Below are 25,254 nucleotides of genomic sequence, written 5' to 3' on the forward strand. Positions count from 1 at the left end.
CGACGAAGGCGCGAGCGCGGCCACGACAAGCCCGGCCCTTGATCCATCCGCCGCATTGCCCTGCGCGTACCGGGGCTTCCCGAACCACAGCCAGCCCCTCGTAGGAGCGGCTGCAGCCGCGACCGGCTTTACCGGGAATGCCCCTCGCGGCTGCAGCCGCTCCTACAGCACGGGCCCCCGAAGCCATCAAAGGCGCCCTGACGCCGCTTCTGCACGACACCCTGCATCTGTTCGCGTGCGGCGCAAGCACTGGGCCGCATCCGTTCCTCAGTTCGCGCGTGCGGCGCGCCGCTCCGCGACCTCGCACGGTGCCGGCTCCCAGCCGAACACGCTGCGCCCGCCATAGGCATGCGATTGCGCGCGCTCTTCGGCGATGTAGTCCTCCACCGACGGACCGCGCGCGGTCGGCTCGAGCAGGCGCGCCTGCGCGTCCAGGCGGCGGATCGCCTCCAGCTTCTCCTCGCGGCCCAGCTTGGCCTGCGCGACCGCGGTCTTGAGCACGCCGATGGTGTGGTCGTAGACCCGCGTCGGCACCGGGAACGGATGCCGGTCCTTGCCGCCGTGGGCCAGCGAGAAGCGCGCCGGATCGCTGAAGCGGCATGGCGTGCCATGCAGCACCTCGGCCACCAGCGCCAGCGCGCGTACGGTGCGCGCGCCGACGCCCGGCACCTGCAGCAGATCCTGGAAATCGCGCGGGCCGCAGTCGGCGGCGGCGGCCAGCGCGCCGTGCAAGCGCCGCACCACGACGTCGCTGCCGCGCACATCGTGGTGGTCGGGCAGCGATAGATGCGGCAGGTCGGCCGGGCGGCGCTCGGGCACCGCAACCGCCACCGGCGCGAACAGGTCGCCGGTGGCGGCGAACAGCGCATCGGCAGCCGGCGCGGCGCCGGCCTGCGCTGCAGCTGCGGCGGCCGGTGCCGGCGCCTGCGCAGCCTCCAGCGCTGCGTATTCGCGGGCGATGCGCTCCGGCGCCAGCGTCTGCAACAGGTCCACCTGTGCCGCGCGCGCGGCGGCGGCGCGATGATCGGCAAGATTGACGATACGGCCCTGGCGCGGACCGTCGATGGCCGCATGCGGCGCGTCGACGAAACTGCTCAGGCCTTCCGACAGCCAGTGGTAGCGGCGCGCCTGCTTGCGCGCACCATGCATGCCTTGCTGCACCACCACCCAACGCCCGTCGTCGCTGACAATGAAGCCGTGCAGGTACAGGTCGAAGCCGTCCTGCACCGCGGCGCTGTCGACCTTGGCCACCAGGCGGCTGACCCGCGCCAGGTCCGCGCCGTCCAGGCCGGTGCGCTCGCCCACCGCCTGCAGCTCGTCCGGCGTGGCCCGCGAATGCCGCCCGCGGCCGCCGCACACGTGGATGCCCAGTTCGCCGGACAGCGGCGCCAGGCCGCGCTTGAGCGCGCCCAGCACGCTGGTGGTGATGCCGGAGGAATGCCAGTCCATGCCCATCACCGCGCCCAGCGACTGGAACCAGAACGGATGCGCCAGGCGCCGCAGCAATTCGTCGCGGCCATAGCTGTGCACGATGGCCTGGCACATCACCGCGCCGAGCCGGGTCATGCGCGCGCCCAGCCAGTGCGGCACGCGGCCACCGTGCAGGGGCAGATCGGCGCTGCCGGAACGTCGGCTCATGGGGGCTCCGGGAATGACGGTGCACCAGGGTAGCCAGTGCCGGTCTCAGCGCGCGAGCCGCTAGCTAGCGAATGCTGAGCGGTTCAGTGCGGGCCGGTGCACGACGCGTGTCGAATCGGCTGCATCCGCCCGATCGCTACGGCGGTCGCGGCTGCTGACCCAAGGCCACGCTGAGCCGCACCTACAGGCACAAAGACATGGCGCAACCGCGCACGCTTCACGTCGGCGGCACCGCGCGCTCACATGGTACTGCCGCGCGCGGCGCTCAGATGGGAACGGTCGTCTGCCGCCGGGTCGCGCATCGCGTGCGCCAGATTTTTCGCATCACACGTGTAGACGACACCACGCTGGCGGCGCCCGCGATGCGCGCCGCCGCGCCTTCCCCCAGCAGGAGACGCGCCATGCACGATCACGATCCCGACCACTCCGCCGGACGCCGTCGTGCGCTCGGTGCCCTCGGCAGCGGCCTGGCCGCTGGCGGCGCGCTGGCGATGTCCGCGGGCGCAAGCGCGCAGCCCGCAGCCGCCAGCGGCGCTGGCGCCGCCCGCCCGCCGATGCAGAACCCGCGCACGCAGTATCCGCGGCCGCCGTTCGACACGCCGAAACAGGAATGGCCCGGGCTGGCCTCGAAGATGGTGCCGGTGCCCGATCACGGCGAGCGCAGCTACGTCGGCTCCGGCCGCCTGAGCGGGCGCAAGGCGCTGATCACCGGCGGCGACTCGGGCATCGGCCGCGCCGCAGCGATCGCCTTTGCCCGCGAAGGCGCGGACGTGGCGATCAACTACCTGCCGCAGGAGGAGTCGGACGCACGCGAGGTGGTCGCGCTGATCCGCGCGGCCGGGCGCAAGGCCGTGGCCATTCCCGGCGACCTGCGCAATGCCGCGTTCTGCAAGCAACTGGTCGCACAGGCGGTGCAGCAGCTCGGCGGCCTGGACATCCTGGTCAACAATGCCGCGCGCCAGACCGCGCAGAAATCGCTGCTGGACATCGACGATCAGCAGTTGGACGACACCCTCAAGACCAACCTCTACGCGCTGTTCTGGATCACCCGCGCGGCGCTGCCGCATCTGCCGTCGGGCGCGGCGATCATCAACACCACCTCGATCGTCGCCGACGACCCGCCGGAATCGCTACTCGACTACGCCACCACCAAGGGCGGCATCGTCAGCTTCACCAAGAGCCTGGCCAAGCAACTCGCGCCCAAGGGCATCCGCGTCAACGCGGTGGCACCGGGGCCGTACTGGACGCCGCTGCAGCCCAGCGGCGGGCAATTCATGGACAAGCTCAAGACCTTCGGGGCCGACGGTCCCACCGGCCGCCCCGGCCAGCCGGCGGAGATCGCACCGATCTACGTGCTGCTGGCCTCGCAGGAATCCAGCTTCACCACCGGCAGCGTGTTCAGCAGCGTCGGCGGTCGCGGCAACGTGGGCTGACACGCCGTAGGGCGTCATGCCATGCCGTCGTAGGAGCGGCTTCAGCCGCGACAGGCATTCCAGGGAACGCCTGTCGCGGCTGAAGCCGCTCCTACGTGGTTACACCAGCGACGGGCGTTCGCTGCCACAGCCGATCACCCCAACAATTCCGCCGCAAGGAACGGCGCCGTGCGGCTGTCCGCCTGCCTTGCCACCACCTGCGGCACACCGGCCGCCACCACCTTGCCACCCGCGCCGCCCGCACCCGGCCCCATGTCGATGATCCAGTCGCTGGCGGCGGCCACGCGCATGTCGTGCTCCACCGCCACCACCGTGTTGCCCGCCTCCACCAGCCCATGCAACTGCCGCAGCAGCGTGTCCACGTCGGCCGGATGCAGGCCGGTGGTGGGTTCGTCCAGCACGTACACGGTGCCGCGGCGCTGCGCACGCTGCAGTTCGGTGGCCAGCTTGATGCGCTGTGCCTCGCCGCCGGACAGTTCGGTGGCCGGCTGGCCCAGCCGCAGATAGCCCAGACCCACCTCCACCAATACCTGCAGCGGACGCGCGATCGGCACATCGCTGGCGAAGAAATCCAAGGCCTCCGCTACAGTCATCCGCAGCACCTGCGCGATGTTGCGGCCGTGCAGTTCGATCTCCAGCGTCTTGGCGTTGTAGCGCGCGCCCTGGCAGGTCGGGCACGGCGCATACACGCTGGGCATGAACAGCAGTTCCACGCTCACCGCGCCCTCGCCTTCGCACGTTTCGCAACGGCCCTTGGCCACGTTGAAGGAAAAACGCCCGGCGTGGTATTTGCGCTTGCGCGCCGCGGGCGTAGCCGCGAAGCGCTTGCGCACGTGATCGAACAGGCCGGTGTAGGTCGCCAGGTTGGAGCGCGGCGTGCGCCCGATCGGCGCCTGGTCCACCTGCACCAGCCGCCGCACGTGCTGCAGGCCGTCGGCGATGTAGCCGTCGGTGGCGACGCGCGCACCGCGCTCCAGCGGATCCAGTTCCTCTTCCGCCTCGGCCGGCGCCTGCCCCAGTTGCGTGCCCAGCAACTCCACCAGCGCCTGGCTGACCAGCGAGGACTTGCCCGAGCCGGACACGCCGGTGACGGTGGTGAACACGCCCAGCGGAATGTCCACGTCGAGCGCGACCACGTTGTTGCGGCTGACCTCGCGCAACTGCAGCCAGGCCTCGGGCGTGCGCGGCGCATGGGCGGCAGCTTGCGGTTCGGCGAACAGGTAGCGGCGCGTGGACGAGGCCTGCACCTGCGCCAGTCCCGCCGGCGGACCGCTGTACAGCACCTGCCCGCCGTGCTCGCCGGCACCGGGGCCGACATCGACGATCCAGTCGGCATGGCGGATCACGTCGATCTCGTGCTCGACCACGAACAGCGAATTGCCCGCGCCCTTGAGCTGGTCCAGCGCGCCGAGTAAGGCCTGCGTGTCGGCCGGATGCAGGCCCGCCGACGGCTCGTCCATCACGTAGACCACGCCGAACAATTGCGAGCGGATCTGCGTGGCCAGGCGCAGCCGCTGCAGTTCGCCGGGCGACAGCGTCGGCGTGCTGCGCTCCAGCGTCAGATAGCCCAGGCCCAGCGCCTCCACCACCTGGATCCGCGCCAGCAGGTCCTGGGCGATACGCTGCGCGGCCAGCGCCTGCTCGGGGTGCCGCGCGCGGCCCTGCAGGCGGCCCTCGGCCGCGGGCCGCAACACGGCGGCCACCTCGCCGAGCGGGCGCTGCGACAGCTCGCCGATGTCCAGCCCGGCGAAGGTCACCGACAGCGCCTCGCGGCGCAGCCGCTTGCCGTCGCAACTGGGGCACGCGGTGCTGATGAGGTACTGCGCCACACGCTTCTTGATCAGCGCGCTCTGCGTGGTGGCGAAGGTATGCAGCACGTAACGGCGCGCGCTGCTGAAGGTGCCCATGTACGCCGGTTCCTGCTTGCGCTTGAGCGCACGCTGGGTCTCGGCCAGGGTGAAGCCGGGATACACCGGTACGGTCGGTTGCGCGTCGGTGTACAGGATCCAGTCGCGGGTCTTCTTCGGCAGCTTCGCCCACGGCACGTCGACGTCGTGGCCGAGCGTGGTGAGGATGTCGCGCAGGTTCTGCCCGTGCCAGGCCGGCGGCCACGCCGCGACCGCACGCTCGCGGATGCTCAGCGAACGGTCCGGCACCATCGACGCCTCGGTGGCGTCGTAGATGCGCCCCAGCCCGTGGCAGGTGGGGCAGGCGCCGGCCGGCGTGTTGGGCGAGAAACCGTCGGCGTGGATGATGCCCTGCCCCGGCGGATACGTGCCGGCACGCGAATACAGCATGCGCAGCGAGTTGGAGATGGTGGTGACGCTACCCACCGACGAGCGCGTGCTAGGCGCGCCGCGATGCTGCTGCAGCGCCACCGCTGGCGGCAGCCCATCGATGGCGTCGACGTCGGCGACGCCGGCCTGGTCGATCAGCCGCCGCGCATAGGGCGAGATCGAATCCAGATAACGCCGCTGCGCCTCGGCGAACAGCGTACCGAACGCCAGCGACGACTTGCCCGAACCGGACACGCCGGTGAACACTACCAGCGCGTCGCGCGGCAGTTCCACGTCCACGTCCTTGAGGTTGTGCTCGCGCGCACCGCGGACGCGCACGAAACCGGAAGCGGCGGAAGCGGGAGGCGTGGACATGGGCTGGGCCGACAACGCGAAGGAGCGCGCAAGCTTAGCCGGTCGGCCGACATCGGCGTGTCGCGGCCATCGCGCTACAGCGCGCTTGGTCGGTCGTCGGCGAAGACGCACCGTCCCGGTGACGCAGGTGTCAGCTCAACGCGGGCGCCGTCAGCGTCTCGGCGTTCTCGTCGCGCGCGGCCAGCGCCTGCATCCGCGCCACCGCGCTGGAGAAAGCGCGCAGCACCGCCACACCGCGTTCGGCATAGATGGCATGCAGCGCCTGGTAGTACCACAGCGTACCGTCGCGGCCGGCGGTGAAGCGCTCGAACACCGCCGTGCCGACCTCGGGATCTTCCAGGTCGGCGACGATGCTGCGCGCGTTGTAGAGCTTGTCGCAGGCCGACACCAGCAACACCGCGTCCGGCGCCTCGGCCAGATGCGCCAGATACGCCTGCTTGCGGATGCGCCAGTCGCGGCGTTTGGCGGGCACGTCCGCGGGCACCGCCTTGCGTTCGGCCGTGGCGTCGGTACAGGCCATCACCATGTCCGCCACCGCCTCGCCGAACTGCGCGCGGATCACCGCCTCGTGCCCGGCGCCGCAATCCTCCACCACGTCGTGCAGCAGCGCCGCGATCGCCTGGTCCTCGTCGCCGCCGGCCTCCAGCACCAGCGTCGACACGCCCAGCACATGACTCAGATACGGCACCGTGCCGCCCTTGCGGAACTGGCCGGCGTGGGCGATGCGCGCATAGTCGACGGCACGCGCGTAACGTTCGGTGAGAGCGGTCATGCGGCGATCCTGACGGAACAGGCCGGCATTATCGCCAAACTGGCCGCCGTGAGCGCGTGCAGACGCGCGTGGTCATGGCCTCCGTTCAAGCCGCGCGTGGCAGGCATCGCGTGCGTCATCGGCCGTGAGTGCTTGCATGGATACGGACTACCGCGCAGCCCTGGCCTGATCGAAGCTCCCTCCCCGCTTACACTTGTCTGCTCCGTCGCAACGCACCGCACGCATACATGGACGTCCGTCATCTCGACCAGCACGCACCGGAACTGCCGCAGATCGCCGCCTGGTACCACGCGGCATGGGGCCAGGAGGCAGGCTTCTCGCTGGACGACGAACTGCGCCAACTGCAACGCGCGCCGGATGCAAACGGCCTGCCGCGGCGGCTGGTGGCCTTCGACGGCGCCCACGCGATCGCCGTGGCGCAACTGAAATACCGGGAAATGGACGCCTTCCCCCAGTACCCGTATTGGCTGGGCGGCGTGTACGTGGACGCGGCCTATCGCGGACGTGGCATTGCCGGCCGCCTGCTCGACCATGTCCTGACCGACGCCGCGACCCTGGGCCTGGGCGCGCTGTATCTGCAGACCGAGCACCTGGACGGCGGCCTGTATGCCCGCCACGGCTGGCAGCCCGTGCAGGAAGCCGATTCCTACGGCAGCCGCGTGCTGCTGATGGTGCGCCCGGTCGGCTGAGCGGGGGCCCGCGTCGTCGCGCCTGCACATTACTTTTCCCCCGCGCCGCGTTAACGTGGCGCTTGGAAAGATGGAGCGGCCTTCCCTAACCTACCGCTCGATCCACACACGCATGAACGCAGCGCCGAGGATGCAACCCACCATGATCACCGACACCGCCCACGCCGTGGACGATACCGCCACCGACAGCGCCCCGACCCCGCCCGCGCGCCGTGCCGCCATCTCCGGCCGCGCCGCCGCGCACAGCGTGTACCGCTCGCCGCTGTCCGCCGACGACGCAGGCGACGACGCGCTGCGCCTGCGCGAACAACGCGCCAAGCGCGCGGCGCAGGTGGCCGCGGTCGGCACCGTCGCCGCCCTGGCGGCCGTGGCCCTGATCGCCTGGCGGCGCGCGCGGCGCTGACCGCGCAACAGCACCTGGCGCATCCGGCATGATGCGCCGAGCAGGAAGCTCGCCACCGCCCACGCAAGGAACGTCCTCATGACGCCATGGCACCGCATTGCCCAATTCGCCGGCCTGGCGCTGGTCGCCAGCGCATGCAGCATGCCCGCCGCCGCCCGCAAGACGCCCATGGCCTCGGCGGTGCTGCGCGTCCCGGCCGACCTGCCCAACCAGCGCCTGTTCGACTGCGCCGAATCCAGCATCGCCACCCTGTCCGAGACCAGCAGCTCCTGGCCCAAGGTCACTCGCGAAGACCCGGCGCAGGGCATCCTGGAATCGGGCGACTTCCCCGAAACGAACCGCAGCGGCTTTCGCCTGCGCCTGGAGCGGCCACCGGGCGCGAACCAGGCCAAGCTCGCCCTCAAGGGCGCCGGCGCCTATTTCGTCGACCTGGGTGTCGACCAGGCGATGCAGGATCTCAAGACCGCACTGGATCGCTGCGTCGCCACGCAACCACACTGAGTCCGCCGAACGGAACACGGCGGTTCTGATCCCCGCTTCATTCATCTCGACCAAGGAAGGACACGACCATGCCCAATTATTCCATCGAAGCCCGCTCGCTCGGCGTCATCGGCATCGCCGGCCACGCCTTCTGGGTGCTGCGCGACGAACGCGGCAAGGCCGTGGCGGAACTGCACGGCCTGGCCACCGACCGCCAGACCGGCCAGGCCATCCCCATCGGCACCGACGCCACCCGGCACGCGCTGCGCGCCTGGCACTACCCGCACGATCCTGCCTATGCACGCTCCATCGGCGCGAAGGTCGACAGCACCACCTACATCCGCGACGACCAACCGTCACGCACGGTGGCCACCGGCGACAAGCACGAGATCCTGGAGCGCTGGAATACCGCGGTACGCGCCGTGCCGGAACTCAACGCACAGGACCGCGACTATCCGAACTACGGCTTCAAGGTCTTCGGCGAAACGGTCAACAGCAACTCCGCCTACCGCACCTTCGGCGAGCTGATGGACGTGCCCGTGCAGGGTTTCCCTGGACGCCTCGAACCGGGCATCGACAACCGCATGCTGTCGCCGGAACGCACCGAGGAACTGCGCTACCACGCACTGGACGAACGGGAGCAACAACGCGCGCCAGCCCCCGCGGCCGACCCCACGCGCGCCGACCACCCCGATCACACGATGCTGCAGCAGATCCGCGACAAGGTCCACGGGCTCAATGGCCCCGGCCAATTGAACCCGGCCGACAACGACCGCGTCAGCGCGAGCCTGTACGCCCTGGCCAAGCAACACCACTTCAGCAGCGTCGACCAGGTCGCGCTCAGCCAGCAGACCGCAACCGCCGCCGCGGGCGAAAACATCTTCATCGTGCAGGGCGCAGCCAACGATCCGGCCAAGCAGCGCGCGCATATGTCCACGGCGGAAGCGGCGCAGACGCCGGTGCAGCAGTCCTATGCGATTGCGCAGGCGCAGCGGCCGGAGCCGCAGGCCCAGACGCAACAGGTGGAGTCACCGGCGCAGACGCAAGACGCGCAGCCGCGGCCACTGGTGCACGCGCTCTAGCTTTACGAACGTGCAATCGGCCGCCAGCAACATGCATGGCGGTCACCGACCGCATCGGGCGACGCGAGGAGCGTTTCCGTACAAGACAGTGCCTTCGCTGCACTCGACGCTGGCGTCGCAGGGCACTACGTTGGGGCTGGTTTCACTCACCCCCCGGCCAACCCGCCGCCAGCGCGTCCAGGCAGAGCGCCGTCATCATCCACGGCGTCCGCGTCTTCAAGATCGCCCACTTCACGCGCAATCCCGGCCTGCGGATCGGGCTGTGGCGCTTCGCGGTCCAAGTCTCCGTCCTTCGGCGTGGGCACCTTGGCCGTATCGTCGACACCCTTACCGTTCGTAGCGTCATGCGTGTTCATCTCGCCTCTCCTCGTGTGTCTTTCGAGGCTACGGCGCGGGCCGTGAACACGGCTGCTGGATGGTGTCAGGATGATGCAGTGATCATGTGCCGCCACAGAGCACTACTGCAATCACTGCGCTCGCGCCCCGCCGTTTCTGGCAAAACGCGCACAGCCAATGGAGCGAGTGCCTGCCATTGCACTCGCGTGAATCGCGCTGTCACACCACTCCATGCCCCTCCACAAACACCGCCCCGTCACCTCCACCGCCGCTCTGCCGCAGCCGGCCTTCTACCTCCAGTGCCTCCAGCGACACATCGGCGCCAAGGTCAGTCGCCACACCTTCCAGCGTCAACCCCACCCACCGATCGCGGCCGGCATGCTTGGCGCGGTACAGCGCCGCGTCGGCGATGCGCAGGCTCAGCGGCCAGTCGCCGCCGGGGTGGGCGGGGAACAGGCTCACGCCCATCGACACGGTGAGGGCGATGCGGCCGGTCGGGCGCACCAGCGGTTCGGCCTGCAGGCGCTCGCGCAGGCGGCGGAACAGGCGCGGGGCGTCGGCCAGGGTGCCGCCGGGGCAGATCCACAGGAATTCTTCGCCACCCCAGCGGGCGATGATGTCGGTGCTGCGTGCGCACTCGCGCAACAGGTCGCCCAGGTGCATCAGGGCGTGGTCGCCGCCTTCGTGGCCGTGCAGGTCGTTGACACGCTTGAAATGGTCGACATCCAGCAGCGCGATCAGCAGCGGCTCCTGCGTGCGCTCGGGCGTCGCGGCGGCCTCGCGTGCCTGCAACCAGGCGGTGATGTAGCGGCGGTTGCGAAGGCCGGTGAGGGCGTCCTCTTCGCTCTGGCGGCGGATGGTGGCGGTAAGCTGTTCCAGTTCGCGGTGCTGGGTCTGGATCTCGTCGTTCTTGCGCGCCAGTTCGGCGTTGATGCGCCGGCGCACGCGGCCTTCGCGCACCTTGAGCAGGAAGAAACCGGCGAGCGCCAGCAGCGCGGCCAACAGGCCGTAGAGCACGCTGCGCTGGCGCTGTTCGCGCGCCTGCAGTTGCGCGTAGGCGGCCTGTTCGGCGGCGCGGGTGCGGCCGAGCGCGGCCAGCTCGCTCTTCTTGCGCGCCAGGTCGACCGCCGATTCGAGCTCGGCGATGCGGGTCTTGGATTCGACGTTCACCGCGTCGTCGTTGACCGCCTTGTATTCGCGCATCAGCACCAGCGCCTCGTGGTCGCGACCGAGCGCGTCGAGGTTGTCGATCATGCGTGGGTACAGTTCCAGCCGCCGCGGCACGTTGTCCGAGTGCGCGAACAACTGCCGCGAGCGCTCGAACGCGGTGGCCGCGGCCTCGCGCTGGCCGAGGTCCGCCAGGGCGACGCCAAGATTGGAATAGACGATGGCGGCTTCGCCGTTGTCGCCGTGATCGCCACCACGCGCAACGTTCTCCAGCGCCGCGGCGGCTTCGCGCAACAGCGGCAACGCCTCCTGCGGGCGATGCTGGCGACGCAGCACGTTGGCGAGGTTGTTCAGCGGCCCGATCACCGACGCCTTGTCGTCGGCGCGCGCCGACGCCAGCGCCTGCCGGTAGATGGCCTCGGCACGCGGCAGTTCGTTGGCGCCTTCGTAGGCCGAGCCGAGGTTGTTGAGTACGTCCGCGCGCGCCAGTCCCTTGCGCGGCTTGGCGTCGTAGGCGGCCAGGGCACGCTGGCCGTATTCGATGGCTTTTTCCCATTCGTGGGCATACACGAACACGCCGGTGGCGTTGTGCAGCATGGCGGCGTCGTCCGGTTTGCCCAGCGCCTTGCCCACGCGCTCCACTTCGAGCACGGCGGCGATGGCATCGGGCATGCGGCCCTGCTGCGAGGACACGATGAAGATGATCTGGTTGGCGTTGTACTCCACCAAGTCGGGATGGGTGCGCACCTTCGACAAGGCGATACGGGCGACGCGCAGGGCGTCGTCCTGCGCGCCCATCAGGTAGTAGGAAGCAGCGAGCATTCGCCACAGTTCAGCGATCTTTGGTTCGTCCGGCAGTTCTTTTTCCAGGCGCCGCATCTCGCCCTCAAGCTGGGCGATGCGAGCAGCATCGCGGGGCCGCCAGATGTCGCCATTGAGCTTTTTGAGCAAACGCAGCCGCTGCTGCGGCGACAACGGCTGGGTGAGCAACGCCGAGCCGATGGACACCACGGTGTCCGGCTGACCCGCCGCGGACGCCGCGTCCACCAGTTCCAGGCCAAGGGGAATCAAACCTTGCTTGTCGGCCGCGGCCTCCCACGCCGGCAAGCCCATGCGCAGCGCAGCCGCCGGGTCTTCGGCGCGCACGGCCTCCACGCAGGCCGGCAAGGCCTGCGCCGGCGCGCATACGGGCGCTGACGCTGTCTGTGCCACCGCGCACGGCACCAGCACGCCCCACCACAGCAGCGCCCCGAGCGACTGCCAAACCAAGCGACTGCGCACTGCCTTCTCCCCCAAGATGCCGCGGCGCACGCCGGAGCCCTGGGCACGGCAACTGCCGGCGCAATCTGGTTCCCCGCGTGTCGCTGCCGATGTGCAGCGACGCCGACCCGTGCGCTGCTATCGGCCGCGAAGGCGATTTCTTGAGTCCCATCCCGCGCTGGAACCGACGTAGCGCACGCTATGCCCGCACCAGCCTGGACCGCAGCTAGCCCCTCTCCGGGCAGGAGAGGGGTTTGGGTGAGGGTCGGGAGCACGCCGCGCAACACATATCTCGGATCCCGACACCCCCATCACAGCGGCGTCAGCTGCCGGAGCTGTGCGTCGTCGGGAAACGCCCGCACCCGGTAGCGCGGCGGATACAGCGGCGGCTGCGGCTGCATCAAGTCGCCGAATGCAGTAATCGCCTCGTCCCAGGCCACCACGACGACCTCGTCCCCCTCGGCGTCGTCGCGCGGGACGATCAAGGCAATCCGGTCGGCCCTGGGCAGCAACGTCTCGACGCCCTTGGTCCAGGTACAGAGCGAAAACTGCCGTGCACCGTCGTCGCGCTCCTGGTAGACGCTGAACGATGCGACGAAGATGTCCTGGCCGGTGGCGTCGTGCAGCTTGTCCAGCGCCGCCTGCTGGTCGGCATAGGCAGGCGCGTCCAGCAGCCGGCGCAGGTCCGCCTGGCGCTGGCGCTGCTCGGGCAACGCCAGCGCGAACGGCACGATGCGGCGCGCTTCGTCGTAGGTGAACACCAGCGCCGACACGCTGCGACCGTGCGCGGCCGCTTCCACGCTCAGCTCCAGCATCGCGCCGATGGCGGCCGCGTCGCGATCCCCCACCACCAGCAGGCAATCGCGCGCCGGCAGCATGAACAGCGGATTGCCCGCCACCGGAACGCGGTACAGCACGTCGGGGAGCAAGGCACGACTGGTGTCGTAGGCGTCCTGCCATGCGCCGCGGAACACGCCCGGTGCGACTTCGACGAAATGGTCGGCGGTTGCCTCGCGCAGATTGTCGCGGGCGATGGCCAGGCCTTCGTCCAGGGTGATCCCCCATGCCGCACGCGGCCCCTGGAACAGCGTGGAAATGGTGTCCGGCAGATCCAGCGCCAGCAGCTCGACGCAATCCTCGGCAATGTCGCGCCATGCATACGGGAATGGCGCATCGAGGCCCTTCTCAAGGACGTGCTCCAGCCGCAGCTCCTCGAACATGCCGCGATTGCGGATCACCGGCATCAGCGTCGGGCGCACCTCTTCGAATGTCTTTTCCCGGCCACTCTCTTCCTGCGCGTTGAGCGATGACGTCACATAGCCGCGCAATGCCTCGGCGCGGCCCTTGCGCGGCGCGGTCTTGTAGGCCTGATAGGCGTTGTGCAGATAGATGGTGTAGCCGTTGCCGCCGACCAGCCGGAACGCGCCGGGCTGATAGACCAACTCCTCGCGATAGCCGCGCGCGCGCAGGGCGTCGGTATACATCCTGGCGAAGGCATCGGGGCTGGGCGTGCGGTTGAACAGCGTATCGAACAGTGCAGCGAACATCGGCGGTCGTCCTTGTCGAATGGCGGCATGCGGGTGCCGCGGAATGCTAGCGCAACTGTGCTGTCGCGCAGATGGACATGGGCTGCCGCTTGCGCGAAGGCAACCCGGCAACTCCGATAGCGCGAAGCCGCCAGCAGGCACGCGCGCGCTGTTCGATCAGCCGTCCACACGCCCGCACGCATTCCCGGCGCGATGCCTCACGCAGCTCGGTGCGTGCAAATAAAAAAGCCCCGCTGTCGCGGGGCTCTTTGGAGACTCGGCGCTTCCTTCTCCCGCGTACGGGAGAAGGAGCCGCGTGCCACCTGCGTCAGGCAAACGGATCCTGCAGCACCATGGTGTGCTCGCGGTCCGGGCCGGTGGAGACGATCGAGATCGGGCAGCCGGCCAGCTCCTCCAGCGCGCGCAGGTAGGCGCGGGCGGCGGGCGGCAACTCGTCCCACACGGTGATGCCGTGGGTGTTCTCGCTCCAGCCCGGGAACTCGAGATACACGGGGGTGCACTCTTCCCAGCCCTGCGCGTCCAGCGGCGCGTATTCGGTGCGCTTGCCACGGTATTCGTAAGCGATGCAGACCTTCAGCTTCTCCATGCCGTCGAGCACGTCGAGCTTGGTGATGCAGAGGCCGGAGATGCCGTTGATGGCCACCGCGCGCTTGAGCGCGACGATGTCCATCCAGCCGCAGCGGCGCGGGCGGCCGGTGGAGGCGCCATACTCGGCGCCACGGTCGCGGATGCCCTGGCCGATCTCGTCGTCCAGTTCGGTCGGGAACGGGCCGCCGCCGACGCGGGTGGCGTAGGCCTTGGCGATGCCCAGCACGTAGTCGATGTCCTGCGCGCCCACGCCGGTGCCGGCCAGCGCGCCGCCGACGGTGGTGTTGGAGCTGGTGACGTAGGGATAGGTGCCGTGGTCGATGTCCAGCAGCGCACCCTGCGCGCCTTCGAACAGCACGCGCTTCCCCTGCTTGCGCAGGTCGTGAAGGATGCCGGCGACGTCGGACTTCATCGGCTGCACGTACTCGCCGAAAGCGAGCGCTTCGTCGAAGGTCTTCTGGAAGTCGACCGCTTCCACGCCCAGGTACTTGGTCAGCACGAAGTTGTGATAGTCCAGCGCGGTGCGCAGCAGCTCTTCCAGCTGCGGCGGGTAATGCAGGTCGGCGACGCGGATGCCGCGGCGCGCCACCTTGTCTTCGTAGGCCGGACCGATGCCGCGGCCGGTGGTGCCGATGGCCTTGCCGCCGGCGGCCTTCTCGCGGGCCTGATCCAGGGCGATGTGGTACGGCATGATCAGTGGCGCGGCCGGCGAGATCTTCAGGCGCGAACGCACTTCCACGCCAGAGGTCTCCAGCTCCTCGATCTCCTTGCGCAGCGCGGCCGGGGAGATCACCACGCCATTGCCGATCAGGCACAGCGCGTCGGCGCGCAGGATGCCGGACGGGATCAGGTGCAGGACGGTCTTCTTGCCGTTGATGACGAGGGTGTGGCCGGCATTGTGGCCGCCCTGGAAGCGCACGACGGCGCCGATTTCCTCGGTGAGCAGATCGACGATCTTGCCTTTGCCTTCATCGCCCCACTGGGCGCCGAGCACGACAACTGACTGACCCATGGCTGGGTAACTCCTGGTTTGCTGCGCGACCGTCGGGGCCACGCGGATGTGGTGGCCGTGCGGGGACCGACTGCCGCCAGTGCGGTTGCTCCATCGGGGAGCGTCCAGGCGGCGGCGGACCCATACACGGAAAAAGCCGGTCGAGACGCTCGCGTGGAGCGGGCCCGGCCGGCTTTTGTGCATTATCCGGGTTTTGGGTGGCGGTCACCACCCCCTGGCCGGTTGCGTTCAGGCCCGGCGGTCGCAACCCGCCTGGCTCAGCCGCGCACCCACCACAGCGCCAGCAGGCCCAAGCCGACGGCAATGGCGCCGGCCCCACGCAACTGCCGCGGCGGCATGCTCAACATCTGCTGGACCATCCGCCGCCATGCCTCCGGCGCGGCGAACAGCAGCAGGCCTTCGAGGATCACCATCAGACAGACCGCGGCGATGAGATCCTGCATGGCGGTCTCCGGTGACGCTGGGCCGCAGCCCGGTGATGCCTGTAGGAGCGGCTTCAGCCGCGACCGGGCATTCCAAGTAACGCCTGTCGCGGCTGAAGCCGCTCCTACAGATGCCTGGCGACCGGGAACCCGCTCTTACGAATCCCCAATCCCGACTCCCCACTCCCCAATCCCACCCCTCAGCGATCGCTCTTGAGGTACTGCAGGAACGGATCGTTCTTGTCGAGCACGATCACGCCATTGCCGTCGGCCATGGCGCCACGGTAGGCCTCCAGGCTGCGGTAGAAGGCGTAGAACGACGGGTCGGCGGAGCCGGCCTTGCCGTAGACGCTGGCGGCCTCGGCATCGCCTTCGCCGCGCAGCTTCTGCGCGTCGCGCTCGGCCTCGGCGACCAGCACCGTGCTCTCGCGGTCGGCCTGGGCACGGATGGTCAGCGCCTGCTCCTCGCCCTCGGCGCGCAGCTTGGCGGCTTCCTGCTTGCGCTGCGCGCGCATGCGCTCGTACACGTCGGTGATCACCTGGCTGTCGGTCGGCAGGTCGATCTGCTTGATGCGCAGGTCGACGATCTGCATACCCAGGGTCTTGCTGGCCGCGTTGATCGCCACCAGCTGCTTGGCGATCAGTTCGCTGCGGTCGCCGGACACCAGCTGCTGCAGGGTGCGCGAGTTGATCTGGTTGCGCAGCGAGTCGGTGATGATCGGCGCCAGCAGGCTGTTGGCCACCTTCTCATCGCCGCCAGTGGTGGCGCGGTAGAAGGCGCGCACGTCGGAGATGTAGCCGATGGCGAAGAAGCTGACGCTGACGTCCTTCTGTTCGGCGGTGAAGTAGCGCGCGGGGGTGGTGTCGATCACCTGGAAGCGGCGGTCGAACATGCGCACCGACTCGACCAGCGGCACCTTGAAGTGCAGGCCCGGCTTGAGGTCGGCGCGTACCACACGGCCCAGGTTCAGCACCATCGCCGCCTTGTCCTCGGGCACCACGAACACCGAGCTGAGCAGCGCGAACAACGCGACGACGGCAATGCCCGCCCACAATGACAGTTTCATCGCTGGATCTCCTCACGACCGGTCGGGCGCGGCGTGCGCTCCGGGTTGCGGACACTCTCGGCCGAACTGCTGTTCAAGGACGGCATCAGCACCTCCTGCGGCACCGTCGGCAGCGATCCGCCGGTGGTCGGCGAGGTCGGCGGGGTCGACGTGGCCGGCGCCTTGCCCTCGGCCGGCATCGGCACGTAGATCAGCTGGCGGCCGTCGCCGCCGATGACCTTGCGGTTCTCCGCCAGCACCTGCTGCACGGTCTCCAGCCACAGCCGCTTGCGGGTGACCTCCGGCGCGTTCTGGTACTGCTGCTGCAGCAGGGTGAAGCGCTCGGCGTCGCCCTGCGCGCGGGCGATCGCCGCGTCCTTGTAGCCTTCGGCGACGGTGCGGGTGCGTGCCGCCTGGCCGCGCGCCTCCGGCACCACCTTGGCGGCGTAGGCCTGGGCCTCGTTGATCAGCCGCTCCTTGACCTGCTGGGCACCGTTGACCTCGTCGAAGGCCGACTTCACTTCCTCCGGCGGACGTGCGTCGGGCAGGGTCAGGCCGGTCACGATCAGGCCGGTGTGATAGGCCTTCAGCGCAGCCTGCAGGCGCTCGCGCGCGGCCACCGCCATCGGGCCGCGGTTGTTGAGCACCGTGTTGAGATCGGAACGGCCGATCTGTTCGCGCACCGCGCTCTGCGCGGCCTGCTCCAGCACCAGGTCGGCGTTACGCGCGCCGAACACGTAGGTACGCGGGTCCTCGACCCGGTACTGCACGTTGAGCGAGACGTTGACGATGTTCTCGTCGCCGGTCAGCACCGGCAGCTGGCTGTCGAAGGTCTTGATGCGGGTGGCATCGACCTTGCGCACGGTCTCGATCGGCCACGGCAGCTTGAAGTTCGGGCCGGGCTGCAGGATCCGCGAGAACTGGCCGAAGCGCAGCACCACGCCGCGCTGCTGCTCGCCGATCAGCTGGAAGCTGCTGAACAGCAGCAGCAGCACCACCGCGCCCAGGATCCAGCGGCCGATGCCGCCGCCGTCGCCGAACAGGTCCTTCAACGGACCGGGCAAGCCGCCCCACTTTCCTCCCCCACTGCCGCCACGCGGCGGCCAGGGACCGCGCCCGTGATTGTCCGGGCCGTCTCCGCCCTTGCCGCCAGGTGTGTTCCAGGCCATGCATGCTCCAAGAAGGAAGGTGGCGACGCGTCGGTCACGCGCCGGTCACCGGATAATGAGTCGCCGATTCTACAAGATGGGGCAGGCCCGCCGTTTCGAAAGGGTATCTTGGTGCATTCCTGCGTGCCGACCAAGGTGTTCCATGTCCGTTCCCGCCCAGTTCTCCGCCTTCCGCATCCACCAGGACACCAGCGGCTACCGCGCCGGCATCGCCCCGCTGTCGTTGGACCAGCTCAACGACGGCGAGGTGGTGATCCGTGCCGCCTGGTCCTCGGTGAACTTCAAGGACGCGCTGGCCGGCACCGGCCAGGGCAAGATCCTGCGCCGCTTCCCGCTGGTCGGCGGCATCGACGTGGCCGGGCACGTGGTGGCCTCCAGCGACCCGGCGTTCAAGGAAGGCGATGCGGTGCTGGTCACCGGCTGCGGCCTCAGCGAGACCCGCGACGGCGGCTACAGCGAGTACGTGCGCCTGGAGTCGAAGTGGGTGGTGCCGCTGCCGGCCGGGCTGAGCCTGCGCGAGAGCATGGTGCTGGGCACCGCCGGCTTCACCGCGGCGCTGGCGCTGCTGCGCCTGCTCGACAACCGCCAGACGCCGGCGCATGGCCCGCTGTGCGTGACCGGCGCCACCGGCGGGGTCGGCTCGCTGGCGATCGACATCTTCAGCCGCGCCGGCTTCGAGGTGCATGCGGTCAGCGGCAAGGCCGACCGCGCCGCGCAGCTCAAGGCCTGGGGCGCCACCCAGGTGCTGGGCCGCGAGGCCCTGCAGACCACGCGGCCGCTGGACTCGGTGCGCTTCGGCGGCGGCCTGGACAACGTGGGCGGGGCGATGCTGACCAGCCTGCTGGCGCAGACGGCGCCGTACGGCAACGTCGCCAGCGCCGGCCTGGCCGCGACCGCGGAGCTGGACATGACGGTGATGCCCTTCATCCTGCGCGGGGTGTCGCTGCTGGGCATCGGCTCGGCCGGCACCGCCCGCGACCTGCGCGACCGCATCTGGCAGCACCTGGGCAGCGACTGGAAGCCGCGCCACCTGGACACGATCTGCACCCGCGAGGTGGACCTGGCCGGGCTGCCGGAGGTGTTCGCCACGATGCTGGCCGGGCAGTCGTTCGGGCGCACCGTGGTGCGGCTGGATCCGAGCGCGTAGCCACGCCGACGCTTTGTGACACGCAACGCTTTCCGCCCTCGCGTTGCTGCCACTACACTCGGAGCCTCCTAGGGGGAACCACATGGCACGCATTCTGATCGTCGACGATTCGCCGTCGCAGTTGCTGGGCATCCAGCGCATCGTGGAAAAACTGGGGCACGAAACGATCACCGCCACCGACGGCGCCGCCGGCGTGGAAGCGGCCAAGGCAGCCTTGCCGGACCTGGTGCTGATGGACGTGGTGATGCCCAACCTCAACGGCTTCCAGGCCACCCGCACCCTGCGCCGCGAGCCGACCACGCAGAACATCCCGGTGATCCTGGTCACCACCAAGGACCAGGACACCGACCGCATGTGGGGCATGCGCCAGGGCGCCCGCGCCTACATCACCAAGCCGTTCTCCGAGGACGAGTTGTACGAGGTGATCGAGCGGGTGTTCAGCGGCGAGGATGCGCCGTAGAAGCCGGGATTGGGGATTGGGGATTGGGGATTCGTAAGGGCGGGTTTACGGGCAGCGTTTGAGTGCGCGGCGTAAGGCCGCATGTAATCGGCGCGCCTTGTAGGAGCGGCTTCAGCCGCGACAGGCGTTACCGGTAACGCCTGTCGCGGCTGAAGCCGCTCCTACGACGTTGCAGCGCGAAGGGAGCCGCTTTTGCGACTCCCCAATCCCGCCTCACTTCATACGGCTTCGCCAAACGCCTTGGCCAACCCGCGATACGCCTTGCGCTGCGCTTCGGTTTCCGGCGCGGGCGCCAGCACTTCCAGTTCGACGATCTGGTCGCCCGGCGGGGTGCCCGGCAGGCCGCGGCCGCGCAGGCGCAGCTTGCGGCCGGCGTCCGATTCCGGGGGAATCTTCAGTTCCACCGCCCCGCCCAGGGTCGGCACGCTGATGCTGGTGCCCAGCGCCGCCTGCCAGGGCGTCACCTGCAGGGTGTAGAGGATGTTGCGGCCGTCCACCTCGAACTGCGGGTGCGCGGCGTACTCGATCTCCAGCAGCAGGTTGCTGCCGCCGTTGCCCTGCCCGCTCAGCCGGATCACCTGGCCGGGGCGCACGCCCTTGGGCACGCGTACGTCCAGTTGCTTGCCGTTGATGGTGATGCGCACGCTGTCGCCGGCATACACCGCTTCCAGCGGCACCGCCAGCTTGGCGCGGGTATCGCCGCGCGGCGCGCCCGGCCCCGGACCCGGGCCGGCGCCGCCCTGGCGGGCGCGCTGCTGGCGGGCGAACAGGCTCTCGAAGAAATCGCTGAAGCCGCCGCCGGCGCCGCCGTTGCCGAACACTTCCTCGAAATCGAAGCCCTGCGCGCCGCCGTAGTTGGGCGGCGCGTGGAACTCCTCGCCCGGGCGGTAGCCCTGCGCGCGCAACTGGTCGTAGGCGGCGCGCTTGGGCGGGTCGCGCAAGGCCTCGTAGGCCTCGTTGACGGCCTTGAACTTTTCCTCGGCCCCAGGCTCTTTGCTGACGTCGGGATGGTACTTGCGCGCCAGCCGCCGGTACGCGGTCTTGATCTCGGCATCGCCGGCGCTGGGTTCCACGCCCAGGGTCGCGTAGTAATCCTTGAATTCCATCCATCACCTCAAAAAAGAGTCGGCCCGCCGCCTTGCGGCAACGGGCCGGTTGCATGCACTGCGCCATCGCCCGGCCATTCTACGGCCGGCGGCGAGGGCGCGGCGTCGCGAGGGCGACGCCGCTGCGGGCGGGCGCTTACTGCACGATCGTGGCCCCGGTATCGACCTGGATGCGACGCGGCGTGCTCGCCGGACGCTTGGGGATGCGCACTTCCAGCACGCCATGGTAGCCGGTGGCGGAAATGCCGTCCGGATCGGCGCTGTCGGGCAGCGCGAAGCGGCGGTGGAAGCTGCCGTAGCGGCGTTCGATACGCGAGAAGCGCTCGCTGTCGGCGGCCGATTCGCTCTTGCGCTCGCCCTTGATCGACAGGATGCCCTTGTCCATGGACACCTCGATCTCCGAGGGATCGATGCCCGGCAGGTCGGCATACAGCACGAAGCGCTCCGGCTCCTCCTTGATGTCCACGCGCGGCACCCACTGCGCGGTGACGACGGCCGATTCGTCGGTGCCGCCGTTGGGGTCGAAGAAGCGGTCGAACACCTGCTTGATCTCGTTCTGGAATGCGGCCTGGGCCGGCCACTGGCGATAACGGACGATGCTCATCGTGGTCTCCTGAAACGTGAATGAGGTACACCCCCGGAGGGGCGGTTCGCGGCGGCGGGACCGGCCCGCCGTCCATGCCCGTCAGATAGGCGTACCGCAGCGCTTTTCAAGGCGTTGACGCCACCTTCCCATTTCCGTTTCTAGACTCGGTTCATCCAAGGAGCCCGACATGCCCATCCAGACCGGCGAACGCATTCCCGAAGTGGTGCTGCAGCGCATCCGCGACGGCGTGGAAGCGGTGGATACGCGCACCCTGTTCGACGACCGCCGCGTCCTGCTGTTCGCGGTGCCCGGCGCCTTCACCCCGACCTGTTCGGAGAAGCACCTGCCCGGCTACGTGGAGCACTTCGAGGAGTTCCGCAAGCGCGGCATCGAGGTGTACTGCATGGCGGTCAACGACCCGTTCGTGATGCAGGCCTGGGGCAAGAGCCAGTTGGTGCCGGATGGCCTGCAGATGCTGTCCGACGGCAACGGCGACTTCGCCAAGGCGCTGGGCCTGGAACTGGACGCCAGCAGCTACGGCATGGGCGTGCGAGCGCGGCGCTTCGCGCTGTACGCCGACGACGGCGTGGTGCGTGCGCTGTTCGTCGAAGCGCCGGGCGAGTTCAAGGTCTCCGCCGCCGACTACGTGCTGCAGCACCTTCCCGACTGAAATCCCCTTACCCACCACAGGAAACGGCCAGCCATGTCCAACAAGCCAGCCACCCCGAACACCGACGCCAAGCCGCTGCAGCACACCGCCGGCCTCACCGACACCGCCACGCTGCGCGCCAACGCCCGCCAGAGCATCGAGGACGGCGCGATCACCAAGAGCTACAGCGCCGACCGCGAGGCGGTGATCAAGATGCTCAACGACGCGCTCGCCACCGAATACGTGTGCGTGCTGCGCTACTACCGCCACTACTTCATGGCCGCCGGCATGCTTGCCGATGCGGTCAAGGCCGAGTTCCTCGAGCACGCGCAGCAGGAGCAGGCGCACGCGCACAAGCTGGCCGAGCGCATCGTGCAGCTGGGCGGCGAGCCGGACCTCAATCCGGATACCCTGACGGCGCGTTCGCATGCCGAGTACAAGGAAGGCGAGGATCTGCGCGACATGGTCAAGGAAAACCTGATCGCCGAGCGCATCGCCATCGACAGCTACCGCGAGATGATCAACTTCGTCGGCGACAAGGACACCACCACCAAGCGCATCCTGGAAGAGATCCTGGCCCAGGAAGAAGAGCATGCCGACGAGTTCTCGGACATGCTGGAAGGCTGGATCGGCAAGTAAGCCGCTTCCGTTTTTAGCGCTGTCGTAGGAGCGGTTTCAACCGCGACAGGCCGTCCTGATGACGCCTGTCGCAGCTTAAGCCGCTCCTACGGTCTTTGTTGTCTGACGCGCAAAGTTGAAGCCAAAGCCAAGGCTTTCGCCTTGCGGCGAGTTACTTTTCTTTGCTTGTGCAAAGAAAAGTAACCAAAAGAAAGCACACCCTGCCTCGCGCCCTCCGCGCTGACGCGCTCCGGGTCCGCGTCCATCCCGGGGATCCGCGGAAGGGGCATCCTGCCCCTGCCGCGGACGGCGCACATCCATGTGCGCCGCCCTTTGGGTGTTTCCCCGCGATGGCCGCCGCTTCGGAAGGGAACCCGGCAAGTCAAAAGCAAGAGCAAGAGCGACAGCAGCAGCCAAAACCCAGCGACAGCCCCCCCCCACAGGGGCTCGCGGTTATCGGTGTCCGGGAGCGATGTGGGAGGGACTTCAGTCCCGACTGCTTCCGAGGTCGGATCGCCCGCCTACTCTGATCGTCGTGTTGCGTGACAGTTGGCTTCTACGAGCGCGCGCCACTGCTGCTCAACGCAACACCCGGAACCGCACCTGGGTCCAGGCGCCGTTGCTGGCGAGGGCGGTCAGGGTGTGGTCGCCGGCGTCGGCAAAGTCGCGCTGGAAGGTGCGCGCGCCCTCGGTGCGGGCGATCCAGCGGCCGTCCAGCAACCAGTCCACCGGCGTGCTCGTGCCCAGCGCGCGCACCTGCAGGCGCACGCTGGTGCTGCCCGGCGCGCGCGCGAGGGTGGCGCGGTCGTTGAGGCCTTCGATGCGCAAGACGTCGCTGCGGCCGCGGCCGTCGTCGCGGCAGTCCGGTGACAGCGCCGGCAATTGCCCGGCCTGACGCTCGCTGGCGTGCAGCCACGGCGTCAGCAGCGCCGGCCAGCGCGCCAGTTCGCGCGTCACCGCCACATGCGCTTGCGCGCAATCCGGCGACAGCCGCAGGCCGCTGTGCGCATCCACCTGCACGGTCTCGCGGCCGGCGCTCCACAGCCGCGCGTCGCGCTCGGCGAAGGTCGGCGGCACCGCGCCGTCGAGCGCGTACGCGGAGAAGCGGCGCTGGCACAACGACGGCGGGGTCTGCTCGGCGGCGATGCCCAGCGGCCAGCACACGTCCACCTGCTGCACCGTCGGCGGCATTGGCCGCGGGGCGTTGTCCCCGCGCCGGCGCGGCAGGCTGTCGATGGTCTCGAACATCAGCGGCAAGGCGGTCACCGCGCCGTACTGGCCGGGCAGCGGCGTGCCGTCGGGGCGGCCGACCCAGACGCCGACGGTGTAGCGGCGGGTACTGCCGATCGCCCAGGCATCGCGGTAGCCGTAGCTGGTGCCGGTCTTCCAGGCCACCCGCGGGCGCGTGCCGACGTCGAAGGTGCCGATGCCGTAGCCCGGACGCGGATTGGCCTCGAGCATTTCGCGCACGATCCAGGCCGCGCCGGGCGACATCAGCCGCCGCTCGATGCGCTGGTCGGCGGCGCTGTAGCGCACGTGGCCGGCGATGCCGTCACGGTTGAGCGCGGCGAAGGCGCCGACCAGTTCCTCCAGCTTCGCGCCGGTGCCGCCGAGGATCAGCGCCAGGTTGGGCGTGCTGCCGCGCGGGAACCGCAGGCCGATGCCGGCGTTGCTCAGGCGCGCGGCGAAGCGCGCCGGACCGACCCGGTCGAGCAGGTCCACCGCCGGCACGTTGAGCGACAGGCGCAGGGCGCTGGCGGCGCCGATCGGGCCGTTGAAGGCTTCGTCGAAATTGCCCGGGCGGTAGTCGCCGAAACTCTGCGGCGCGTCGACCAGCAGGCTTTCCGAATGGATCAGGCCATCGTCCAGGGCCATGCCGTACAGGAACGGCTTGAGCGTGGAGCCGGGCGAGCGCCAGGCCTGCACCATGTCCACGTCGCCGAGCCGGCGGCGGTCGCCGAACTGCACGGAGCCGATGTAGGCGCGCGCCTGCAGGTCGCGGTTGTCCACCACCAGCAAGGCCGCGGAGGTGCGCTCGGGCAGTTGCGAGAAGTAGGCGCTGACCCGGTCCTCCAGGGTGCGTTGCAGGTCGGCATCGAGGGTGGAGACGATGTGCGCGGCATGCGGGTGTTGCTGGCGCAGGCGCTCGGCCAGCAGCGCGGCGTGCAGCGGCGTCTGCAGCGAGCGCGCCACCACCGGTTCGATGCGCGCGTCGTCGACCTGCGCGCGCGGCCACACGCGCAGCGCGACCATGCGTTCGAGCACCTTGTCGCGCGCCACGCGCGCGGCCTCCGGATGCCGGTCCGGGCGCAGCCGGCTCGGCGCCTGCGGCAGCACCGCCAGCAGCGCCGCCTCGGCCTGCGAGAGGCGCGCAGCCGGCTTGCCCAGGTAGGCCCAGCTCGCCGCTTCCACGCCTTCGATGGTGCCGCCATAGGGCGCGCGCTCCAGGTACAACTGCAGGATCTGCCGCTTGCTCAGATGCGCCTCCAGCTGCAGCGCGCGCAGCGCCTGTTGCGCCTTGCCCCACGGCGTGCGCGTGCTGACCTCGGGCGGCATCAGGATGCGCGCCACCTGCATGGTCAGGGTGGAGCCACCGGAAACGATGTGGCGCGAGAACAGCCACTGCTTGGCCGCGCGCAGCAGCGCCCAGGGATTGACCCCGGGGTGATGCCAGAACCAGCGGTCCTCGTAGTTCAGCAGCGCCTGCAGATACAGCGGCGACACGCTGTCCGGCGTGGCCGGATAGCGCCAGACGCCGTTGCCGTCGGCGAAGGCGCGCAGCGGGCTACCGTCGGCGGCCACGACCAGGGTCGAGGTATCGCGCGACTTCGGCAGCGGCAGCGGGAACGCCAGGTCCAGCAACAACAGGCTCGACAGCAGTGCCACCGTGCCCCAGCGCAGCCACGGCAGCAGGCGCATCCAGCGCCGGGGGCGCCGCGCGGCGTGCGAGGCGGCGGTGTCGTCCAGTGGCATGCGGGCTCCCGATGGAAGCG

The 25,254-nt window shown here is 69.5% G+C and carries 22 protein-coding genes; 9 read left to right on the plus strand and 13 right to left on the minus strand.

The window, feature by feature from the left end:
- Positions 1-267: 267 nt before the first annotated feature.
- Positions 268-1,638 carry a DUF763 domain-containing protein gene (locus tag FHR56_RS10630; RefSeq protein WP_160947608.1) on the minus strand — a complete coding sequence of 457 codons (1,371 nt, stop codon included), beginning with the start codon at positions 1,636-1,638 and terminating at the stop codon, positions 268-270.
- A gap of 554 nt (positions 1,639-2,192) precedes the next feature.
- Between FHR56_RS10630 and FHR56_RS10635 the strand changes: the two genes are divergently transcribed.
- Positions 2,193-3,071 carry an SDR family oxidoreductase gene (locus FHR56_RS10635; RefSeq protein ID WP_202407019.1) on the plus strand — a complete coding sequence of 293 codons (879 nt, stop codon included), beginning with the start codon at positions 2,193-2,195 and terminating at the stop codon, positions 3,069-3,071.
- A 134-nt stretch (positions 3,072-3,205) separates the two neighbouring features.
- On the opposite strand, the gene FHR56_RS10640 is transcribed toward FHR56_RS10635, so the two are convergent.
- Positions 3,206-5,722: an excinuclease ABC subunit UvrA gene (locus tag FHR56_RS10640; protein WP_160947606.1), complete on the minus strand. Its 2,517-nt coding sequence runs from the start codon at positions 5,720-5,722 to the stop codon at positions 3,206-3,208.
- A 130-nt stretch (positions 5,723-5,852) separates the two neighbouring features.
- A complete protein-coding gene (locus tag FHR56_RS10645) occupies positions 5,853-6,494 on the minus strand; it encodes an HD domain-containing protein (protein ID WP_160947605.1) in 642 nt (213 codons plus the stop codon).
- Between the two features lie 227 nt (positions 6,495-6,721).
- On the opposite strand from FHR56_RS10645, the gene FHR56_RS10650 reads away from it, so the two are divergent.
- The 4 genes from FHR56_RS10650 to FHR56_RS20605 all read left to right on the plus strand — a co-directional run bounded on the left by FHR56_RS10650 (position 6,722) and on the right by FHR56_RS20605 (position 9,148).
- Positions 6,722-7,183 carry a GNAT family N-acetyltransferase gene (locus tag FHR56_RS10650; protein ID WP_160947604.1) on the plus strand — a complete coding sequence of 154 codons (462 nt, stop codon included), beginning with the start codon at positions 6,722-6,724 and terminating at the stop codon, positions 7,181-7,183.
- Between the two features lie 142 nt (positions 7,184-7,325).
- Positions 7,326-7,586 carry a hypothetical protein gene (locus tag FHR56_RS10655; RefSeq protein ID WP_237473312.1) on the plus strand — a complete coding sequence of 87 codons (261 nt, stop codon included), beginning with the start codon at positions 7,326-7,328 and terminating at the stop codon, positions 7,584-7,586.
- Between the two features lie 78 nt (positions 7,587-7,664).
- Positions 7,665-8,087: a hypothetical protein gene (locus tag FHR56_RS10660; RefSeq protein WP_160947602.1), complete on the plus strand. Its 423-nt coding sequence runs from the start codon at positions 7,665-7,667 to the stop codon at positions 8,085-8,087.
- Between the two features lie 68 nt (positions 8,088-8,155).
- Complete coding sequence (locus FHR56_RS20605) at positions 8,156-9,148, plus strand: XVIPCD domain-containing protein (protein ID WP_237473311.1); 993 nt, start codon at positions 8,156-8,158, stop codon at positions 9,146-9,148.
- 146 nt (positions 9,149-9,294) lie between these two features.
- On the opposite strand, the gene FHR56_RS10670 is transcribed toward FHR56_RS20605, so the two are convergent.
- From FHR56_RS10670 to hflK, 7 genes are all read right to left on the minus strand, one after another.
- The gene (locus tag FHR56_RS10670; RefSeq protein WP_184502626.1) at positions 9,295-9,504 is read right to left on the minus strand and encodes a hypothetical protein; all 210 of its coding nucleotides are present in this window, start codon (positions 9,502-9,504) and stop codon (positions 9,295-9,297) included.
- Positions 9,505-9,703: 199 nt separating this feature from the next.
- A complete protein-coding gene (locus FHR56_RS10675; protein WP_160947601.1) occupies positions 9,704-11,932 on the minus strand; it encodes a GGDEF domain-containing protein in 2,229 nt (742 codons plus the stop codon).
- Between the two features lie 290 nt (positions 11,933-12,222).
- Positions 12,223-13,458 carry a hypothetical protein gene (locus FHR56_RS10680; protein WP_160947685.1) on the minus strand — a complete coding sequence of 412 codons (1,236 nt, stop codon included), beginning with the start codon at positions 13,456-13,458 and terminating at the stop codon, positions 12,223-12,225.
- 307 nt (positions 13,459-13,765) lie between these two features.
- The gene (locus FHR56_RS10685) at positions 13,766-15,058 is read right to left on the minus strand and encodes an adenylosuccinate synthase (RefSeq protein ID WP_010340110.1); all 1,293 of its coding nucleotides are present in this window, start codon (positions 15,056-15,058) and stop codon (positions 13,766-13,768) included.
- Positions 15,059-15,315: 257 nt separating this feature from the next.
- A complete protein-coding gene (locus FHR56_RS10690; protein ID WP_160947600.1) occupies positions 15,316-15,501 on the minus strand; it encodes a DUF2065 domain-containing protein in 186 nt (61 codons plus the stop codon).
- A gap of 179 nt (positions 15,502-15,680) precedes the next feature.
- Complete coding sequence (locus FHR56_RS10695; RefSeq protein WP_160946347.1) at positions 15,681-16,547, minus strand: protease modulator HflC; 867 nt, start codon at positions 16,545-16,547, stop codon at positions 15,681-15,683.
- Positions 16,544-17,695: an FtsH protease activity modulator HflK gene (gene hflK / locus FHR56_RS10700; protein WP_160946348.1), complete on the minus strand. Its 1,152-nt coding sequence runs from the start codon at positions 17,693-17,695 to the stop codon at positions 16,544-16,546. The genes FHR56_RS10695 and hflK overlap by 4 nt, the downstream gene beginning before the upstream one ends.
- A 142-nt stretch (positions 17,696-17,837) precedes the next feature.
- Here hflK and FHR56_RS10705 point away from each other — a divergent pair, with 142 nt between their 5' ends.
- Both FHR56_RS10705 and pilH read left to right on the plus strand, forming a co-directional pair.
- On the plus strand, positions 17,838-18,842 hold the full coding sequence (locus FHR56_RS10705; RefSeq protein WP_160946349.1) for an acryloyl-CoA reductase: 1,005 nt from the start codon (positions 17,838-17,840) through the stop codon (positions 18,840-18,842).
- A gap of 82 nt (positions 18,843-18,924) precedes the next feature.
- Positions 18,925-19,302, plus strand: a complete 378-nt coding sequence (gene pilH / locus FHR56_RS10710; protein ID WP_010340114.1) for a twitching motility response regulator PilH — start codon at positions 18,925-18,927, stop codon at positions 19,300-19,302.
- Positions 19,303-19,520: 218 nt separating this feature from the next.
- Here the strand turns inward: pilH and FHR56_RS10715 are convergent, their stop codons facing one another.
- Together FHR56_RS10715 and FHR56_RS10720 are read right to left on the minus strand one after the other, a co-directional pair.
- Complete coding sequence (locus FHR56_RS10715) at positions 19,521-20,408, minus strand: DnaJ C-terminal domain-containing protein (protein WP_160946350.1); 888 nt, start codon at positions 20,406-20,408, stop codon at positions 19,521-19,523.
- A 136-nt stretch (positions 20,409-20,544) separates the two neighbouring features.
- Entirely contained in the window at positions 20,545-21,012 is a 468-nt protein-coding gene (locus FHR56_RS10720) for an Hsp20/alpha crystallin family protein (protein ID WP_160946351.1), read from the minus strand.
- Positions 21,013-21,181: 169 nt separating this feature from the next.
- Between FHR56_RS10720 and FHR56_RS10725 the strand changes: the two genes are divergently transcribed.
- Both FHR56_RS10725 and FHR56_RS10730 read left to right on the plus strand, forming a co-directional pair.
- Positions 21,182-21,664 carry a peroxiredoxin gene (locus FHR56_RS10725; RefSeq protein WP_160946352.1) on the plus strand — a complete coding sequence of 161 codons (483 nt, stop codon included), beginning with the start codon at positions 21,182-21,184 and terminating at the stop codon, positions 21,662-21,664.
- 33 nt (positions 21,665-21,697) lie between these two features.
- Complete coding sequence (locus FHR56_RS10730) at positions 21,698-22,282, plus strand: ferritin-like domain-containing protein (protein ID WP_160946353.1); 585 nt, start codon at positions 21,698-21,700, stop codon at positions 22,280-22,282.
- Positions 22,283-22,840: 558 nt separating this feature from the next.
- Here FHR56_RS10730 and pbpC read toward each other — a convergent pair.
- Positions 22,841-25,234, minus strand: coding sequence for a penicillin-binding protein 1C (pbpC, locus tag FHR56_RS10735; protein ID WP_160946354.1), 2,394 nt, complete (start codon positions 25,232-25,234; stop codon positions 22,841-22,843).
- Between the last annotated feature and the right edge of the window lie 20 nt (positions 25,235-25,254).

Origin of the sequence: Xanthomonas sp. F10, from assembly GCF_014206815.1 — a bacterium.
Taxonomy (GTDB): Bacteria; Pseudomonadota; Gammaproteobacteria; order Xanthomonadales; family Xanthomonadaceae; genus Xanthomonas_A; species Xanthomonas_A indica.

Coding starts and splice junctions, on each gene's coding strand:
- FHR56_RS10630 (WP_160947608.1), bottom strand. CDS start 1,638: ATGAGCCGACGTTCCGGCAGCGCCGATCTGCCCCTGCACGGTGGCCGC.
- FHR56_RS10635 (WP_202407019.1), top strand. CDS start 2,193: ATGCAGAACCCGCGCACGCAGTATCCGCGGCCGCCGTTCGACACGCCG.
- FHR56_RS10640 (WP_160947606.1), bottom strand. CDS start 5,722: ATGTCCACGCCTCCCGCTTCCGCCGCTTCCGGTTTCGTGCGCGTCCGC.
- FHR56_RS10645 (WP_160947605.1), bottom strand. CDS start 6,494: ATGACCGCTCTCACCGAACGTTACGCGCGTGCCGTCGACTATGCGCGC.
- FHR56_RS10650 (WP_160947604.1), top strand. CDS start 6,722: ATGGACGTCCGTCATCTCGACCAGCACGCACCGGAACTGCCGCAGATC.
- FHR56_RS10655 (WP_237473312.1), top strand. CDS start 7,326: ATGATCACCGACACCGCCCACGCCGTGGACGATACCGCCACCGACAGC.
- FHR56_RS10660 (WP_160947602.1), top strand. CDS start 7,665: ATGACGCCATGGCACCGCATTGCCCAATTCGCCGGCCTGGCGCTGGTC.
- FHR56_RS20605 (WP_237473311.1), top strand. CDS start 8,156: ATGCCCAATTATTCCATCGAAGCCCGCTCGCTCGGCGTCATCGGCATC.
- FHR56_RS10670 (WP_184502626.1), bottom strand. CDS start 9,504: ATGAACACGCATGACGCTACGAACGGTAAGGGTGTCGACGATACGGCC.
- FHR56_RS10680 (WP_160947685.1), bottom strand. CDS start 13,458: ATGTTCGCTGCACTGTTCGATACGCTGTTCAACCGCACGCCCAGCCCC.
- FHR56_RS10685 (WP_010340110.1), bottom strand. CDS start 15,058: ATGGGTCAGTCAGTTGTCGTGCTCGGCGCCCAGTGGGGCGATGAAGGC.
- FHR56_RS10690 (WP_160947600.1), bottom strand. CDS start 15,501: ATGCAGGATCTCATCGCCGCGGTCTGTCTGATGGTGATCCTCGAAGGC.
- FHR56_RS10695 (WP_160946347.1), bottom strand. CDS start 16,547: ATGAAACTGTCATTGTGGGCGGGCATTGCCGTCGTCGCGTTGTTCGCG.
- hflK (WP_160946348.1), bottom strand. CDS start 17,695: ATGGCCTGGAACACACCTGGCGGCAAGGGCGGAGACGGCCCGGACAAT.
- FHR56_RS10705 (WP_160946349.1), top strand. CDS start 17,838: ATGTCCGTTCCCGCCCAGTTCTCCGCCTTCCGCATCCACCAGGACACC.
- pilH (WP_010340114.1), top strand. CDS start 18,925: ATGGCACGCATTCTGATCGTCGACGATTCGCCGTCGCAGTTGCTGGGC.
- FHR56_RS10715 (WP_160946350.1), bottom strand. CDS start 20,408: ATGGAATTCAAGGATTACTACGCGACCCTGGGCGTGGAACCCAGCGCC.
- FHR56_RS10720 (WP_160946351.1), bottom strand. CDS start 21,012: ATGAGCATCGTCCGTTATCGCCAGTGGCCGGCCCAGGCCGCATTCCAG.
- FHR56_RS10725 (WP_160946352.1), top strand. CDS start 21,182: ATGCCCATCCAGACCGGCGAACGCATTCCCGAAGTGGTGCTGCAGCGC.
- FHR56_RS10730 (WP_160946353.1), top strand. CDS start 21,698: ATGTCCAACAAGCCAGCCACCCCGAACACCGACGCCAAGCCGCTGCAG.
- pbpC (WP_160946354.1), bottom strand. CDS start 25,234: ATGCCACTGGACGACACCGCCGCCTCGCACGCCGCGCGGCGCCCCCGG.